Origin of the sequence: Pseudomonas sp. GW456-L13 (assembly GCF_017350115.1) — a bacterium.
Classification (GTDB): Bacteria; Pseudomonadota; Gammaproteobacteria; order Pseudomonadales; family Pseudomonadaceae; genus Aquipseudomonas; species Aquipseudomonas jessenii.
In genome coordinates this window covers 721,178-734,779 of the sequence record NZ_JACNAS010000002.1, presented here as the reverse complement: position 1 = coordinate 734,779, position 13,602 = coordinate 721,178, and the positions used below count along the sequence as shown (strand labels likewise).

Annotated in this window: 16 protein-coding genes; 7 read left to right on the top strand and 9 right to left on the bottom strand. The window is 59.5% G+C overall.

The annotated features are described in order from the left end of the window. Positions 1–98: 98 nt before the first annotated feature. Together J4D25_RS17340 and J4D25_RS17335 are read left to right on the top strand one after the other, a co-directional pair. Positions 99–416 (top strand): hypothetical protein, encoded by a 318-nt coding sequence (locus J4D25_RS17340; protein WP_057713839.1) that lies wholly within the window; start codon positions 99–101, stop codon positions 414–416. Positions 417–487: 71 nt separating this feature from the next. Continuing rightward, positions 488–1,378 (top strand): pseudouridine synthase, encoded by an 891-nt coding sequence (locus tag J4D25_RS17335; RefSeq protein WP_057713840.1) that lies wholly within the window; start codon positions 488–490, stop codon positions 1,376–1,378. Positions 1,379–1,462: 84 nt separating this feature from the next. On the opposite strand, the gene J4D25_RS17330 is transcribed toward J4D25_RS17335, so the two are convergent. Continuing rightward, positions 1,463–1,684, bottom strand: coding sequence for a YgdI/YgdR family lipoprotein (locus J4D25_RS17330; protein WP_007994800.1), 222 nt, complete (start codon positions 1,682–1,684; stop codon positions 1,463–1,465). Between the two features lie 77 nt (positions 1,685–1,761). Next, positions 1,762–2,364 (bottom strand): molybdenum cofactor guanylyltransferase MobA, encoded by a 603-nt coding sequence (gene mobA, locus J4D25_RS17325; protein WP_057713841.1) that lies wholly within the window; start codon positions 2,362–2,364, stop codon positions 1,762–1,764. An 81-nt stretch (positions 2,365–2,445) separates the two neighbouring features. On the opposite strand from mobA, the gene moaB reads away from it, so the two are divergent. Together moaB and glp are read left to right on the top strand one after the other, a co-directional pair. After that, entirely contained in the window at positions 2,446–2,985 is a 540-nt protein-coding gene (moaB, locus tag J4D25_RS17320) for a molybdenum cofactor biosynthesis protein B (protein WP_057713842.1), read from the top strand. Then, a complete protein-coding gene (gene glp, locus J4D25_RS17315) occupies positions 2,969–4,195 on the top strand; it encodes a gephyrin-like molybdotransferase Glp (RefSeq protein ID WP_057713843.1) in 1,227 nt (408 codons plus the stop codon). Before moaB ends, glp begins: the two co-directional genes overlap by 17 nt. A gap of 64 nt (positions 4,196–4,259) precedes the next feature. Here glp and J4D25_RS27060 read toward each other — a convergent pair whose 3' ends face one another. Then, positions 4,260–4,574 (bottom strand): hypothetical protein, encoded by a 315-nt coding sequence (locus J4D25_RS27060; RefSeq protein ID WP_224795438.1) that lies wholly within the window; start codon positions 4,572–4,574, stop codon positions 4,260–4,262. Positions 4,575–4,782: 208 nt separating this feature from the next. Between J4D25_RS27060 and yegS the strand changes: the two genes are divergently transcribed. Beyond that, on the top strand, positions 4,783–5,700 hold the full coding sequence (yegS, locus tag J4D25_RS17305) for a lipid kinase YegS (protein ID WP_057713844.1): 918 nt from the start codon (positions 4,783–4,785) through the stop codon (positions 5,698–5,700). Here the strand turns inward: yegS and J4D25_RS17300 are convergent. The 3 genes from J4D25_RS17300 to J4D25_RS17290 all read right to left on the bottom strand — a co-directional run bounded on the left by J4D25_RS17300 (position 5,684) and on the right by J4D25_RS17290 (position 8,102). Then, positions 5,684–6,343, bottom strand: a complete 660-nt coding sequence (locus J4D25_RS17300) for a response regulator transcription factor (RefSeq protein WP_057713845.1) — start codon at positions 6,341–6,343, stop codon at positions 5,684–5,686. The two genes, yegS and J4D25_RS17300, sit on opposite strands and share 17 nt — an antisense overlap. Further along, positions 6,340–7,233: a sensor histidine kinase gene (locus J4D25_RS17295; protein ID WP_057713846.1), complete on the bottom strand. Its 894-nt coding sequence runs from the start codon at positions 7,231–7,233 to the stop codon at positions 6,340–6,342. Before J4D25_RS17295 ends, J4D25_RS17300 begins: the two co-directional genes overlap by 4 nt. Before the next feature lie 398 nt (positions 7,234–7,631). Further along, complete coding sequence (locus J4D25_RS17290; protein ID WP_057713847.1) at positions 7,632–8,102, bottom strand: hypothetical protein; 471 nt, start codon at positions 8,100–8,102, stop codon at positions 7,632–7,634. Positions 8,103–8,565: 463 nt separating this feature from the next. On the opposite strand from J4D25_RS17290, the gene J4D25_RS17285 reads away from it, so the two are divergent. Together J4D25_RS17285 and J4D25_RS17280 are read left to right on the top strand one after the other, a co-directional pair. After that, positions 8,566–9,501 carry a chemotaxis protein CheV gene (locus tag J4D25_RS17285; RefSeq protein ID WP_007973464.1) on the top strand — a complete coding sequence of 312 codons (936 nt, stop codon included), beginning with the start codon at positions 8,566–8,568 and terminating at the stop codon, positions 9,499–9,501. A gap of 192 nt (positions 9,502–9,693) precedes the next feature. Next, positions 9,694–10,500 carry an MOSC domain-containing protein gene (locus tag J4D25_RS17280; RefSeq protein WP_057713848.1) on the top strand — a complete coding sequence of 269 codons (807 nt, stop codon included), beginning with the start codon at positions 9,694–9,696 and terminating at the stop codon, positions 10,498–10,500. A gap of 71 nt (positions 10,501–10,571) precedes the next feature. Here J4D25_RS17280 and J4D25_RS17275 read toward each other — a convergent pair whose 3' ends face one another. From J4D25_RS17275 to J4D25_RS17265, 3 genes are all read right to left on the bottom strand, one after another. Continuing rightward, positions 10,572–10,856 (bottom strand): pyrimidine/purine nucleoside phosphorylase, encoded by a 285-nt coding sequence (locus tag J4D25_RS17275; protein WP_007940055.1) that lies wholly within the window; start codon positions 10,854–10,856, stop codon positions 10,572–10,574. A 69-nt stretch (positions 10,857–10,925) separates the two neighbouring features. Next, entirely contained in the window at positions 10,926–11,468 is a 543-nt protein-coding gene (locus J4D25_RS17270) for an exonuclease domain-containing protein (protein ID WP_057713849.1), read from the bottom strand. A gap of 70 nt (positions 11,469–11,538) precedes the next feature. Further along, positions 11,539–13,500: an acetyl/propionyl/methylcrotonyl-CoA carboxylase subunit alpha gene (locus J4D25_RS17265; RefSeq protein ID WP_057713850.1), complete on the bottom strand. Its 1,962-nt coding sequence runs from the start codon at positions 13,498–13,500 to the stop codon at positions 11,539–11,541. Positions 13,501–13,602: the final 102 nt, after the last annotated feature.

Here is a 13,602-nt window from a genome sequence, read left to right as displayed (position 1 = left end):
CGGATACTGTATGCGTATACAGTTATTCGAAGTGCCTGTCTTGCCGTTCCTGATTTTCGGGAGTGAGCAGGCAAGCCCGGGCGTGAGAGGGATGAATCGTGGTCAATGTCGAACAGTTGAAGAATAGCGTGAACCGGATGTCCGCGGACGTCGTGCGCGAGGCTGTCCTTGAGTTGCGCCTGGATGGTCTGGTGACCGAGGGGAAAACGCCCTTCAACAAAACGCATTTCAATACCTGTTTCGCAGAAATCGAAGCCTTGTTTCAACGCGCGGGTTATCACCGGCAACTCGATGTCGTGGGTTATCAGGGATTGTTGTACGCCCTGTATGATCCCGCCCGCTGGGAGGCGGTCGATGTACTGCGCTGGCTCAAGGAGTACACCGAAGCGGCGGCGCGCACGCGGATCCCTGCTTGAGGAATCTTCTCTAGGTTCGTACCCTTTGCTGTTGGATAATGCCGCTCTGCACTGAGGGTTAGAGCTTTCGTATGTCCACTTCTTCTTTTTCCGCGGCACACAGTCAGGCCAGTACGCTCTACTTGCCACCTGGCCCGTGGCAGACCGTTGTCGATTGCCTGTGTGAGCATTTCAGCGCCATCGGTCGTGAACAATGGCTGGACAGAATTGCCCGTGGCCGGGTCCTCGATGGGCAGGGCATGCCGATTGCTCTCGACCTGGCCTACAGGGAAGGTTTGCGGATTCATTACTTTCGCGAAGTGCCGGATGAAAAACCGATCCCGGTGATCGAGTCGATTCTGTACGCGGATGAGCACCTGGTGGTCGCCGACAAGCCGCATTTCCTGCCGGTGACCCCGGCTGGCGAATACGTCGAACAAACGCTGCTCCGGCGCTTGATCCGTCGCCTGGACAATCCGCACCTGGTGCCATTGCATCGCATCGACCGGCACACCGCGGGGCTGGTGCTGTTTTCCGCCAATCCGCAGACCCGTTCGGCTTATCAGGCGTTGTTTCCAACCCGGCAGATCGAAAAGCGCTACGAGGCCATCGCAAAGGCGCTGCCCGGCCTGGCTTTTCCGTTGGTGCATAAAAGCCGACTGGTCGATGGCGAACCGTTCTTCCGCATGCAGGAAGGCCCGGGGGCCAGCAATACCGAGACGGCGGTCGAAGTCAGGGAGAAACTGGGAGAGCTCTGGCGTTATGCTCTTTACCCGGTGACGGGCAAGAAACATCAGCTACGGGTACATATGGCGGCGTTGGGAGCCGCTATCTGCAACGACCCGTTTTACCCCGAGGTGCTCAAGGATGCGCAGGATGACTACGCCAATCCTTTGAAGTTGCTGGCTCAGGGGCTGAAGTTTATCGATCCGGTCACGGGCCAGGCGCGTGAGTTCGAGAGTGAAATCACCCTGCAATGGTGATCGGGGCGCGATCCTGAAGCGCTGTTCTCCAGGCATGAAAAAGCCCGCATCAAGCGGGCTTTTCTGTATCCGGCGGCGTCGGGATTACAGCTCCTTGACGGTCCGAACCTGATCTTTGTTGATGCGGGTCTGCTTGCCGTCGAGCTGTTCGAATTCGTAGAAACCGGAATCCTTGTCGAATTGCGGCGTGTCGACGGCCTGGATTTCGCGACCGTCATTCAAGGTGATCACTGTAGGCGATGCACAACCGGCGAGGGTGGCAAGGCCCAGTGCGAGCATGAAAGTGGCGAGGGTCCGTTGAGTCATGAGTTGTGTCTCCGAATAAGAATTCTGTGGTTGCTGAACTTGAGACGTGCAGCGTCCGCGCAAGTTCCTGATCGATATCAGTCTGACACAGTGTCATGACCGCTTAAAAGTTCCGGCGTGTTGAGATTTGCCAGCCGAGGGTCGTTGTCGGGGCATTGCAGCGCGGTCGCGCCGAGATTGCGCATCAACCGGCCAGGGCTGCGCTCACCCTCGTTCCAGGCATTTTCGAATGCTGCCCTGTGTAGCACGGGAATCACACACAACAACGGCTCCCAGTGGTGATCATGCCGCACCATCAGCGGCTTGTCCGGATGCAGGTTGGCGGCCTCGCGCATATTGCCGATCAGCGCCGCATCAATGCCCGGAACGTCACAGGGCATGACCAGCAGATGGGTATGGCGAGCAGCTTTCAGGCCTGCGCGAATACCGGCCAGCGGCCCGGGGAAGTCACCTTCATCATCGTGGACCAACTGGTCGGCGTAGGGGGCGTACTTCTCAGGGTTACGATTGCAGGAGATGATCAGGTCATCGGTCAACGGGCGGGTCTTGCGATGCAGATGCACAATCAGCGGTTCGCCGTGCCAGTCCAGCAACCCTTTATCCCGCCCACCCATACGTTGGCCGCGGCCGCCCGCCAGGAGCAGAATGGAGCAGGGTGGCAATTGTGAATTCGTGGTCATGGCAAGCCTCCATGGGGGCGGCGAAAAAACGGAGCGCTGTGATATAACACCGGGCTGTTTCTCCTACAACTGGACGAGCCTATGAAAGCCAAGGCTGATGTACCTTTCGCACCGCTGAATATTGCAGTGCTGACTGTCAGCGATACCCGCACACTGGAAACCGACACCTCAGGCCAGGCCTTTGTCGACGGCTTGACCGCTGCCGGTCATTACCTGGCGGCCCGGGTGTTGCTCAAAGATGACCTGTACAAAATTCGCGCGCAAGTCGCCAACTGGATTGCCGACGATGTCGTGCAGGTGGTGCTGATCACCGGCGGCACCGGTTTTACCGGGCGTGATAGCACGCCGGAAGCCGTTGCGTGCCTGCTGGACAAACAGGTCGATGGATTTGGTGAGCTGTTCCGCCAGATTTCGGTTGCCGATATCGGTACCTCGACCGTTCAGTCCCGGGCGTTGGCCGGTCTGGCCAACGGCACGCTGGTTTGCTGCTTGCCGGGCTCGACCAATGCCGTGCGCACCGCTTGGGACGGCATTTTGGCCGAGCAGCTGGATGCGCGGCATCGGCCGTGCAATTTCGTGCCTCATTTGAAACAGGCCGCGCCTTGTGAATCCCGTGGGTAAGCCTGGCAAGTCTGGCAGCCTGATGCCTGTCGAGCAGGCGTTGGCGCGCTTGCTGGAAATGGCCGAGGCCTCAAGGATTGTCGAGCGTGAACGCTTGCCGTTGGCGCAGGTACAGGGGCGTGTACTGGCGCAAAATCTGGTATCGACGCTTGATCTGCCGCCCTGGCCCAACAGTGCCATGGATGGTTATGCCTTGCGCATGGTCGACTGGACGGGAGAGCCGTTGCCGGTCAGTCAGAAGGTGTTTGCCGGCCAGGCCCCCGGTCCGTTGCAGCCAGGCACCTGTGCGCGCATTTTCACCGGGGCGCCTGTTCCCGCCGGTGCCGATTGCGTCGAGATGCAGGAGAACGCCGAGGTTCAGGCCGATGAGCGAGTACGTTTCACTCAAGCCTTGACCCAAGGCCAGAACATCCGTCCGCAAGGCCAGGAAACCACTGTCGGCGAGTTGATTCTGCCAGCAGGTACGCAGATGGGGCCGATCGAGCAAGGATTGGCTGCCTCCCTGGGATGCGCTGAGCTGGAGGTGGTTCGAAAGGTGCGCGTGGCGGTGCTGTCTACCGGCGACGAGTTGATTGAGCCGGGGCAGGCGCTGGGGCCAGGACAGATCTACAACAGCAACCGGGTGTTGTTGTGCAGCTGGTTGCAGCGTTTGGGGTGTGAGGTCGTCGACGCGGGAATTCTGCCGGACAATCTGGAAACCACTCGCACCCGATTAGGTGAGTTGAAAGATGTCGACCTGATCCTCTCGACCGGTGGCGTATCGGTGGGGGAAGCCGATTTTCTGGGCATCGCTTTGCGCGAGGAGGGCGAACTGACGCTTTGGAAACTCGCCATCAAGCCCGGTAAACCGCTGACGTTCGGGCATTTTCGCGGTGTGCCGGTGATTGGCTTGCCGGGCAATCCCGCATCGACCCTCGTGACCTTTGCCTTGTTGACCAGGCCCTATCTCTTGCGCCGTCAGGGGGTAATCGACGTTGAGCCGCTGAAGGTACAGGTGCCGGCAGGGTTTGACTGGCTCCAGCCAGGCAATCGGCGTGAGTATTTGCGCGGACGGCTGGAAAGCGGCAGGGCGACGATCTACAAAAACCAGAGTTCCGGTGTTCTGCGCAGCGCTGCCTGGGCTGATGGACTGGTAGAGGTCCTGGAAGGGCGCACGCTGGCTCAGGGCGATAGCGTTTTCTTCATTCCGCTGAGCGAAGTCCTGAGCTGATAGCTTCAGCGGCGTTGTCACACAAGACCCGGTTGATTGAGTCGGGTCTTGTGTGGGGGGCCACTCAATGGGCCAGAAGCAATGAAATGACCTGCTCGAAACGGCTATTGGCGATCCAGCCAAGGAGACAGAGGATCACGGCTGTTCCGCAGGCGGAATAGACAAGCCGGTGCCTGATGGATTTGACGTCATCCCGGGCTTCTTCAATGTCCCGGCGTATGCACTTGAGGTGTGTTTCCAGCTCGGTGACGCGAGGTTCCATATCAATTTCTCCCGTGGCTTTTGTGCTGTTGCGGCATTCAGCTCGATGGCCTGTATTTTTGTTATCTGCGAGCGGCAAGACCAGGATGGCCGGTGATGCGAGGTTTTGGTGTTGCATGGCACGTCCTTGTGATGTCCAGCTGGATCCTCAAAGTCTACCAATTCAGATTTTCGGTCAATTGAGCCGATTCCTAACGTTTTGTAAGAAAAGTCCTGCCGTGTGGGGGCCAAGACTTTCCGACTGGAAATAATTCGATTTCTGGCGACTTTTACCGGAGCCTTCGCGGTCAACATCTCCCAGATGCCATTCAAACCGGGAGTGAGTAATGAGCGATCGCAAGGCGCTATTGATTCTGCATGGCAAGCAAGCGCTCAACGAGGCGGTTCGCACCGCCGTCGAAAGCCAGCGTGAGCGAGGTCGGGAGCTGGCTGTTCGATTGACCTGGGAAGCCGGCGATGCGCAAAGGCTGGTGGGCGAAGCGTTGGCGGCCGGGTATCGATACATCATTGCCGGCGGTGGCGATGGCACCTTGCGCGATATTGCCGAGGCTATGGCGCAGCATTCGATAAAAGCCAGCCTGGTATTGATGCCGCTAGGTACCGCCAATGATTTTGCGCGTGCGGCGGGTGTGTCCCTGGAACCCGATCAGGCGCTGGAGCTGCTCGATAGCGTGCCGACTGCCATTGATCTGGGGGAGGTTGATGGGCAGATATTCCTGAACATGGCGACCGGTGGGTTCGGCAGTCATGTCACAGCGAACACCCCGGAGGATCTGAAGAAAATCCTCGGCGGTGCGGCGTATCTGTTCACCGGCTTGTCACGCTTCAATGAGCTGCATACCGCGTACGGTGAATTGCAGGGGTCGGACTTTCACTGGCGAGGCGATCTGCTGGCACTGGGCATCGGCAATGGTCGGCAGGCCGGAGGCGGGCGGGAATTGTGCCCGCAGGCACTGGTTGATGACGGTTTGCTGGATATCAGCATCCTGCCGGCACCGCAGGAGGTGGTCAGTACTTTGAAAAACCTGCTGACCGAAGGCTTTGGCATCGACAGCATGTTTGTTCGGGCGCGCCTGCCCTGGGTCGAGATCAAGGTTTCGGAAGGGTTGTACATCAACCTTGACGGTGAACCGCTGGAAGGGGACAGCCTGCGTTTCTCGGTTCGCCCGGCGGCGTTACTCGTGCATCTGCCTGAGAATTCGCCGTTGTTACGCGACAGTGAAGTGCCTAGTCATCGAGGCTGATGATTTGTTCACGTACGGCAAACAACACCAGGCCGGCCACATCGTAGATCTGCAAGCGCTTCATGATCTGCGAGCGGTGGGTTTCGACGGTCTTGACGCTCAACCCCAGGCCGTTGGCGATCTCTCGGGTGGATTTTCCGCGAACGATCAACCGCAGGATTTCCAGCTGACGTGCCGTCAGGTTGTGCGAGTCGGCAGGTTCGGGTCGGTGCTTCTGGTTTCGGGTCAGTGCCTGAGTGATCACCGTGTGGGCAATGGCCGGGCTCAGATAGCGCTCGTTGTTGCGCAAGGCTTCCAGCGCGTGCTCGAGTTCGGTAGCCGTGGTGTCCTTGAGCAGGTAGCCATGGGCTCCGGACTCCAGCGCCTGCATGATCAGGGCAGGGTCGGTGTGCATCGAGAGGATCAGGACCTTGCTCTGCGGGCGCACCCGCTTGAGTTGCTGCAAGGCTTCGAGGCCGCCGGTCTGGCGCATCGAAATATCCAGCAGGATAATATCCGGGGACAGACGCCCAACCATTTCGAGCAGCTGCGAGCCGTCACTGGCCTCACCGATGACGGCATAGCCGGGCAGATCCATTACCAGGGCGCGCACGCCAGCCCTGATCAGCGAGTGGTCATCCACCAGTAGTAAGTTACAAGTCAATGCATAACCTTATTCGAACTGGCCCGTTCGAGCGCACGGGGCGCCCAGGGAAAAAGAGCTTCGATTTGAGTGCCTTTGCCCGGCTCGCTGGTAACGGTCAGTGTGCCGCCCAGTTGATCGATCCGTTCCGACATCCCGGCCATACCGCGCTGCCCTTCACGACCAGGGTCTGTTGCGGGCGCGAAACCCTGACCATCATCGCTGATCTGCAACTTCAGGCCTTGGGGCAGGCGCTGCAGGCATACCAGCAGGTTCTTGGCCTGGGCATGTCGCAGGATGTTGGTGACCGCTTCCTGGGTAATACGGAAAGCCGCCACGGCCATTTCCTCCGGTATGCCGGTCAGGCGCTGCTGGCATTCCAGGCTCCAGTGCACCGGGGTGTTGGCCAGGGTCTTGAGCAGGTGTGCCCGCAGACTGGCTTCCAGCCCAAGGCTGGTCAACTGCCGGGGATTAAGAATGGCGGATACGTCACGAACTTTGGCCAGGGTTTCTTCCAGCGTGTCGCAGAGGACCGCGCATTGTCCCTGGAGCTCTTCGGGCATCCGGCGTTTGAGCCAGTCGCTTTGCAGTTTGGCGGCGGTCAGCAATTGACCGATGTCGTCATGCAGTTCGCGGCTCAGCCGGTGACGCTCGTTTTCCTGGACCTGCAACAGCCGGTCCGCCAGTTCCTGAGGCTGGAATTTGATCGATTTGCGCGAGAGGCAGTACTGCACGGCAACACTGGTCAGCGCCGCAACGTTGAGCACCAGCAATGACAGGGGCAACGGAATGGACAAGCCATGGACCAGCAAGCTGCCGAGGGTCGAGCAGGCACATAGCAACAGCGTGAATAGGCGTGCATTTGCTCGGGAGGGTGGCCACGTGGCGATTGACTTGAGGCTGGCGTGCATAGCGGATGGAGCCAATGGATGTTCGCTGCGGGCTGACCGGTCATGCTGGCTGACAGGCCCCTGTTTTTTTATGTGGAGCGCCGACGAGTTCAGCTGCGAACTGCAGCGACCTGTATTCGGCTGCGATCACACTGCCATTAATTGGCGTCAACTAACAGGCGGCATAGTAGCACCTAAGATACCGTTGGTCGCGTCCGTATGTATGTCCGAAAAGTCAGGAATCCAGTCGTTTTGACGATGCTTCCATAATGGAACAAGTGGGTTGTTGCCGTCGCAAAATGCCAGTTGTTTAAAAGTGTCGCTTATAGCTACGAAGTATTCATTTGCGACGTGTGCGCACTCAAGTTACAGCGCGGTATTGATAACCAAAACACGCCATGCGGCATGGTGTGGAAAGTTCAGGCCTGTCGCTCTGAATAGGATACGAGGGTGAAGGGCCTGGAGTTGACAGGTGGTTGAAACCGGCTTTGCCCGACCTGAAAGGCAAAGGCTTCGATCAGGGTGACCTGCTCGCTGTCGTCGAGACTGAGCTGTCCGGTGGTCTGGTCGATGAGTTCGAGTTGCCAGGCAACCAGGGTCAGGCAGTCTTTCAGGGCACTCAGCGCCTCGTCGTGCAGACACATGGTGTTCTGTGCGTGGTTCAGCAGGCCATGAATATGCAGAGAAAATTCAGACACGGCCGCCAACGCCAGGGCATCAGCCTTGTTGGCCAGCTTGAGCAGTGTGCTGAGCAAACAGTCGATGGCGTCCTTGTCATTGCTGATCAACTGCAGATGACTCAGGCATTCCTCGGTTTTAGCCAGGAGTGTTTCAGCCTCGACAAGAAACCCCGTGAGACGCTGGGCCCACTCTTTACGGTCGTTCGGCATACTTATCTCCACAACGTCATGTCAAATGAGGGGATATCGTGTGTGTCGACGAGGGCGGTCGGAACTCCGGCATTACCGAGTCGTCGGATGAACAAGTAGCGGCTGGCCCGGAAGCAGGCTGGGGAACACGAGAGGGTGGTTGGCCACTGACTTGCGATCGCACACAAAAGCCTGACTCCGTTCATGCAATGAGAATGGCGTCACATTAATGGCTATCGGATATTGCGAATATCAGGTTGCGCCTGATTATTGATAGGGGAATCCCTTACGCAGTGGAACTTTTCGCTCGAACAATGGTCGCGGGGCGCAGAAGTGCAGCAGATGTAATCACCGCGCCAGTAAAGCATGATGTTAATGTGACATCAATGGCCGGGCGTGGCATTTTAGAGAGGGTCAAGCTTCGGCAAAAACAGCCGATAACCTTCCTTGAGTGAATTCATCCGAACAAGACCTGGAGTCATTGATGGCCGGCATTCTCGACACGGTAGACCAACGCACGCAACTGGTGGGTGAGAATCGCCTGGAAATTCTCATGTTCCGGCTCGCCGGACGGCAATTGTTCGCGATCAACGTCTTTAAAGTACAGGAAGTCCTGCAGCTGCCAAAGTTGACGCTGATGCCGCAGCGGCATCCTTTTGTGTGCGGCGTGGTCAACCTGCGTGGCCAGACCCTGCCGGTGATCGACCTTTCCCAGGCCATTGGCATGCGCCCGCTGGTGCCGGGGCCTGGCAGCACGATTATCGTCACCGAATACAACCGTTCGGTTCAGGCCTTCCTGGTCGGTGGCGTGGACCGGATCGTCAACATGAACTGGGAAGCCATCCTGCCGCCCCCGAGCAGCGCCGGCCGCCAGCACTACCTGACGGCCATCAGCAAGGTCGATGATCAACTGGTGGAAATCATCGACGTCGAAAAGGTTCTGGCCGAAATCGTCCCGTACAACGCCAAAGTCTCCCGCGACAAGCTCGAAGATCCGGTGCTGGAACGCGCCCGTGGCCGTGAGGTGCTGCTGGTGGATGACTCGAACGTGGCCCTGGCGCAATTGCGCGATACCCTGGGACAGCTGGGCGTGAAGATGCATATTGCCAGCGACGGGTTGAAGGCCTTGAACATGCTCAAGGCCTGGGCTGATACCGGCGTGGACATGACCGAAAAACTGCTGATGGTCTTCACCGATGCGGAAATGCCGGAAATGGATGGCTATCGCCTGACCACCGAGATCCGTAACGACCCGCGCCTGCGCGGCTTGTACGTGGTGCTGCACACCTCGCTGTCCGGCAGCTTCAACGACTCGATGGTGAAAAAGGTTGGCTGCGACAATTTCCTCTCCAAATTCCAGCCGGACAAACTCGTCGACGTGGTGCGCCAGCGTTTGATGCTCGACGAAGTACCGGCCTGATCAGGCCATGGTCAACCTGTAGGATGTAGGAGCGAGCTCGCTCGCGATGGTCTTGAACGATAACGCGTAAACCGGAGCCCAGCGGCGTCCTTGGGTTTTTCGCGAGCGAGCTCGCTCCTGCAGGGTTTTTGCACTTTGATTCGCTGACCAAGCTCGTATAGGGTGGCGTTTTTACCTACCAGGGAGCTGGCCATGTTGCGTCTGAGCGCGCTGTATCGTTATCCGTTGAAATCCGGCAAAGGCGAGGTCTTGCAGCAAGTCGGCCTCGACAAGCTGGGGCTGGACGGCGATCGACGCTGGATGCTGGTGGATGAGGCCAGCGGGCGTTTCCTGACCCAGCGTGCGGTGGCGCAGATGAGCCAGTTGTCGGCGCTGTGGAATGCCGAAGGTGGCTTGACCCTCAACGCGCCCGGCCAATCGCCGATCGACATTGCTGTGCCCGGTAACGATGCAGAACTGCGTGGCGTGACGATCTGGCGCGATACCTTGCGCGTCCCCGATGCAGGCGATGAAGCAGGGGCCTGGGTCAGCCAGTTCATCGGCAAACCGACACGCCTGGTGCAAGTGCCACTGGATCGGGCGCGGATGACGGAAGCTGGCTACGGCAAGGATGACGACCAGGTGGCGTTCGCCGACGGCTATCCGCTGTTGCTGATTGGTCAGGCCTCCCTCGAGGACTTGTCGCAACGGGTCGGGCGTCCGTTGGAGATGCTGCGTTTCCGGCCGAACCTGGTGATCGAAGGCAGTGCAGCCTTCGCCGAGGACGGCTGGAAGCGTATCCGTATCGGCGAGGTCGAGTTCCGCGTGGTCAAGTCCTGTTCACGCTGCATCCTGACCACCATTGACCCGCAAACCGGGGAGCGCAGCGATGATCGCGAACCCTTGGCCACGTTGCAGAAGTATCGCTCGCAGGCAGACGGTGCAATGTTCGGCCAGAACCTGGTCAACGACGGCAACGGACGACTCGAAGTCGGCATGCCGGTGGAGATCCTCGAGTAATTTTGCGCAGAATAAAAAATGCCCGTGTCGAAAAACACGGGCATTTTTTATTGCAGTGAAGCCTGCGGGTTTTAGCCGCGGTATTCGCACAGGTAAGCGGTGTCGACGGCGACTTTCAGCTGGAACTTGCTGTTGGCCGGCACGTTGAACTGGCTGCCGGCGGCGAAGGTTTCCCAGTCGCTGCTGTCGGGCAGTTTGACGGTCAATGCGCCGCTGACCACGTGCATGATTTCACGCTGGCTGGTGCCGAATTCGTACTCGCCCGGAGCCATGACGCCGATGGTCGCTGGACCTTCTGCGGTGCCAAAGGCGATCGACTTGACGGTGCCGTCGAAGTACTCGTTGACTTTAAACATGGGCGATTCCTCGAAAAGGGCTAAAAAGGGCCGGCCAGTATGCACAAGGCCCTTGGCGTCGTCACCTGTCTAAAGCGGCAGAACCAGCGGCAGCAGGCGTGCGGTATTGCGCGCATCTTCCAGCGCCCGGTGTTGTTGGCCGTTGAACTGCAAGCCGGCCAGTTGCAACGCGCCGTTTAATCCCAACGGACGTTCCAGGCGCCTGGCCTTGGCAAAACGCTGTTTGAGGTTCATGTGCGGTACGTTGGCCAGCATGCTGGCGAGTCCCAGTTGCTGCCAATCCTGAAGCAGTTGTTTGCGATCGTAATCGCCCCAACTGGCCCAGCCCTCAAGTCGCGTGTGGTGTTGGCCGAGCCAACGTTCGAACGCCGGCCAGACTTCGCCCAGCGGTTGCGCGGCATCGATGTTGGCTTGGGTGATGTGCGTCAGCTCGCGGCAAAACGGCGTCAGCAACGGCCGCCGAACAGGGCGGACGAAGCGCTGGAACTGGTCCAGTTCACGCCCCTTGCGGTCCACCAGAGTGGCGCCGATTTCAATGATTTCCATATCTGTTACGGGCCATCCACCCTCATCGGTGGTGGCCTCCAGATCAATGACCAGCCAATGAGGCATTGCAGGGTTCCTGGTATCCGCGTCCTGATAGCTTTGAGCGTAGCCAAACCCGGTGGTTCCGCCTAGCGGCTTATTCGACCTCCAATAGAATCTGCCGGTTTTTCACCTGATCCCCGACTTTGACTTGCAAGCGTTTGAGAACACCGTCGATGCCCGATTTCAATGGGTGCTCCATTTTCATCGCCTCCAGTACCACCAGCAGTTGGCCCTTGGTCACCTGGCTGCCTTCGTTGACCAGGACGTCGACAATCGCCCCGTCCATCGGTGCCTTGAGGGTGCCGGAGCTGACACTGGCCTGGCCGGTAACCTGCACCTGGGTGCGATCCACGAACTGCAGACTGCCCGGTCGGGTGAACAGCCGAAGACGCCCGGCCTCCAGGCGATAAGCGTGGCGTTGGCGAACGCCTTCGATTTCCAGGGTGGCCCAGCGTCCGTCGCTGTGGATGATCTTCAGTTCGAGGCTGCGCTCGGCGACCTGAATGCGCAACGGCTCGCCCGGGATCGCTTGCAACGCTACCGGCCAGTCCTGATCCTCAAGGCCGATGCGATAGTGCAGCGGCACGCTGGCGTTGTTGCGCCAACCGCCAAGCGGGGCCAGGTGAGCCTGCGCCGCAGCCTGATAGAACAGGGCGGCGGCAATGGCCAAGTGGTGCGCGCCAGGGGTTTCGGGATGCAGGCAGGTGTGATCGGTGAAGTGCTGCGCGATGAACCCGGTACTGAAATCACCGCTGGCGAACTGCGGATGTTCCAGCAGGCTGGCAAGCAGGCGTTGATTGCTTTTCAGCCCCAGCAGCACGCTGTCTTGGACCGCCCGCAACAATTTGCGACGGGCTTCTTCGCGGGTGGCACCGTGAGCGATGAGCTTGCCGAGCATCGGGTCGTAGAAAGGGCTGATGACCTGGCCTTCGATCAGGCCGTGGTCGATCCGCACGCCGTCCTGCAATGCCGGTTCCCAGGCCACGACGCGCCCGGTTTGCGGCAGGAAACCCTGGGCCGGGTCTTCGGCATACAGGCGCACTTCCATGGCGTGGCCCGTGAGTTGCACCTGTTCCTGACGCAAAGGCAGCGGTTGCCCTTCGGCGATGCTCAACTGCCAGGCCACCAGATCCAGCCCGGTGATCAGTTCGGTCACCGGGTGCTCCACTTGCAGCCGGGTGTTCATCTCCAGGAAGTAGAACTGCCCGCGCGCATCCAGCAGAAACTCCACGGTGCCCGCGCCGACGTACTTTACCGCTCGCCCGGCCTTGAGCGCCGCTTCGCCCATGGCCTGGCGCAGCTCGGCGGTCATCACCGGGCAGGGCGCTTCCTCGATGACTTTCTGATGCCGGCGCTGCACTGAACAATCGCGCTCGCCGAGGTAAATCAGGTTGCCATGCCGGTCACCGAACAGCTGGACCTCGACGTGACGGGGTTCGACCAGTGCCTGTTCGAGGATCAGTTCACCGCTGCCAAAACCGTTCAGGGCTTCGGAGCGCGCGGTGCGAATCTGTTCCAGCAAATCGCTGGCGTCGTGCACCAGGCGCATACCGCGTCCCCCGCCGCCGGCGCTGGCCTTGATCATCAACGGATAGCCGATGCGCTCGGCTTCACGGCCCAGGGTGGCATCGTCCTGCCCGGCGCCTTGATAGCCGTTGATGCACGGCACACCGGCTTCGATCATGGCGATTTTCGACAGGCGCTTGCTGCCCATCAGTTCAATGGCCTCGGGGCTGGGGCCGATGAAGGTGATGCCAGCGTCCCTGCACGCGAGGGCAAACCCGGCGTTTTCCGAGAGGAAACCGTAGCCCGGATGGATCGCATCCGCGCCCGTGCGCCGGGCTGCGTCGAGGATCGCCTGGATGTTCAGGTAAGACTGTTGCACCGGGGCCGGACCGATGTTGACCGCCTCGTCGGCTATCCGCACGTGCAGTGCATCGGCGTCAGCGTCGCTGAACACGGCGACCGTGCGATAGCCCAGCGCCTGGGCCGTGCGCTGGATGCGGCAGGCGATTTCACCGCGGTTGGCGATGAGGATTTTTTTGAGTCCGGGCATGGGTAGGCTCTCTGATTTTTAGCGGTGTCTGGTCGGGACTCATCGCGAGCAAGCTCGCTCCCACAGGGTTTATGAACGGCATAAATCCAAGGTGGGAGCGAG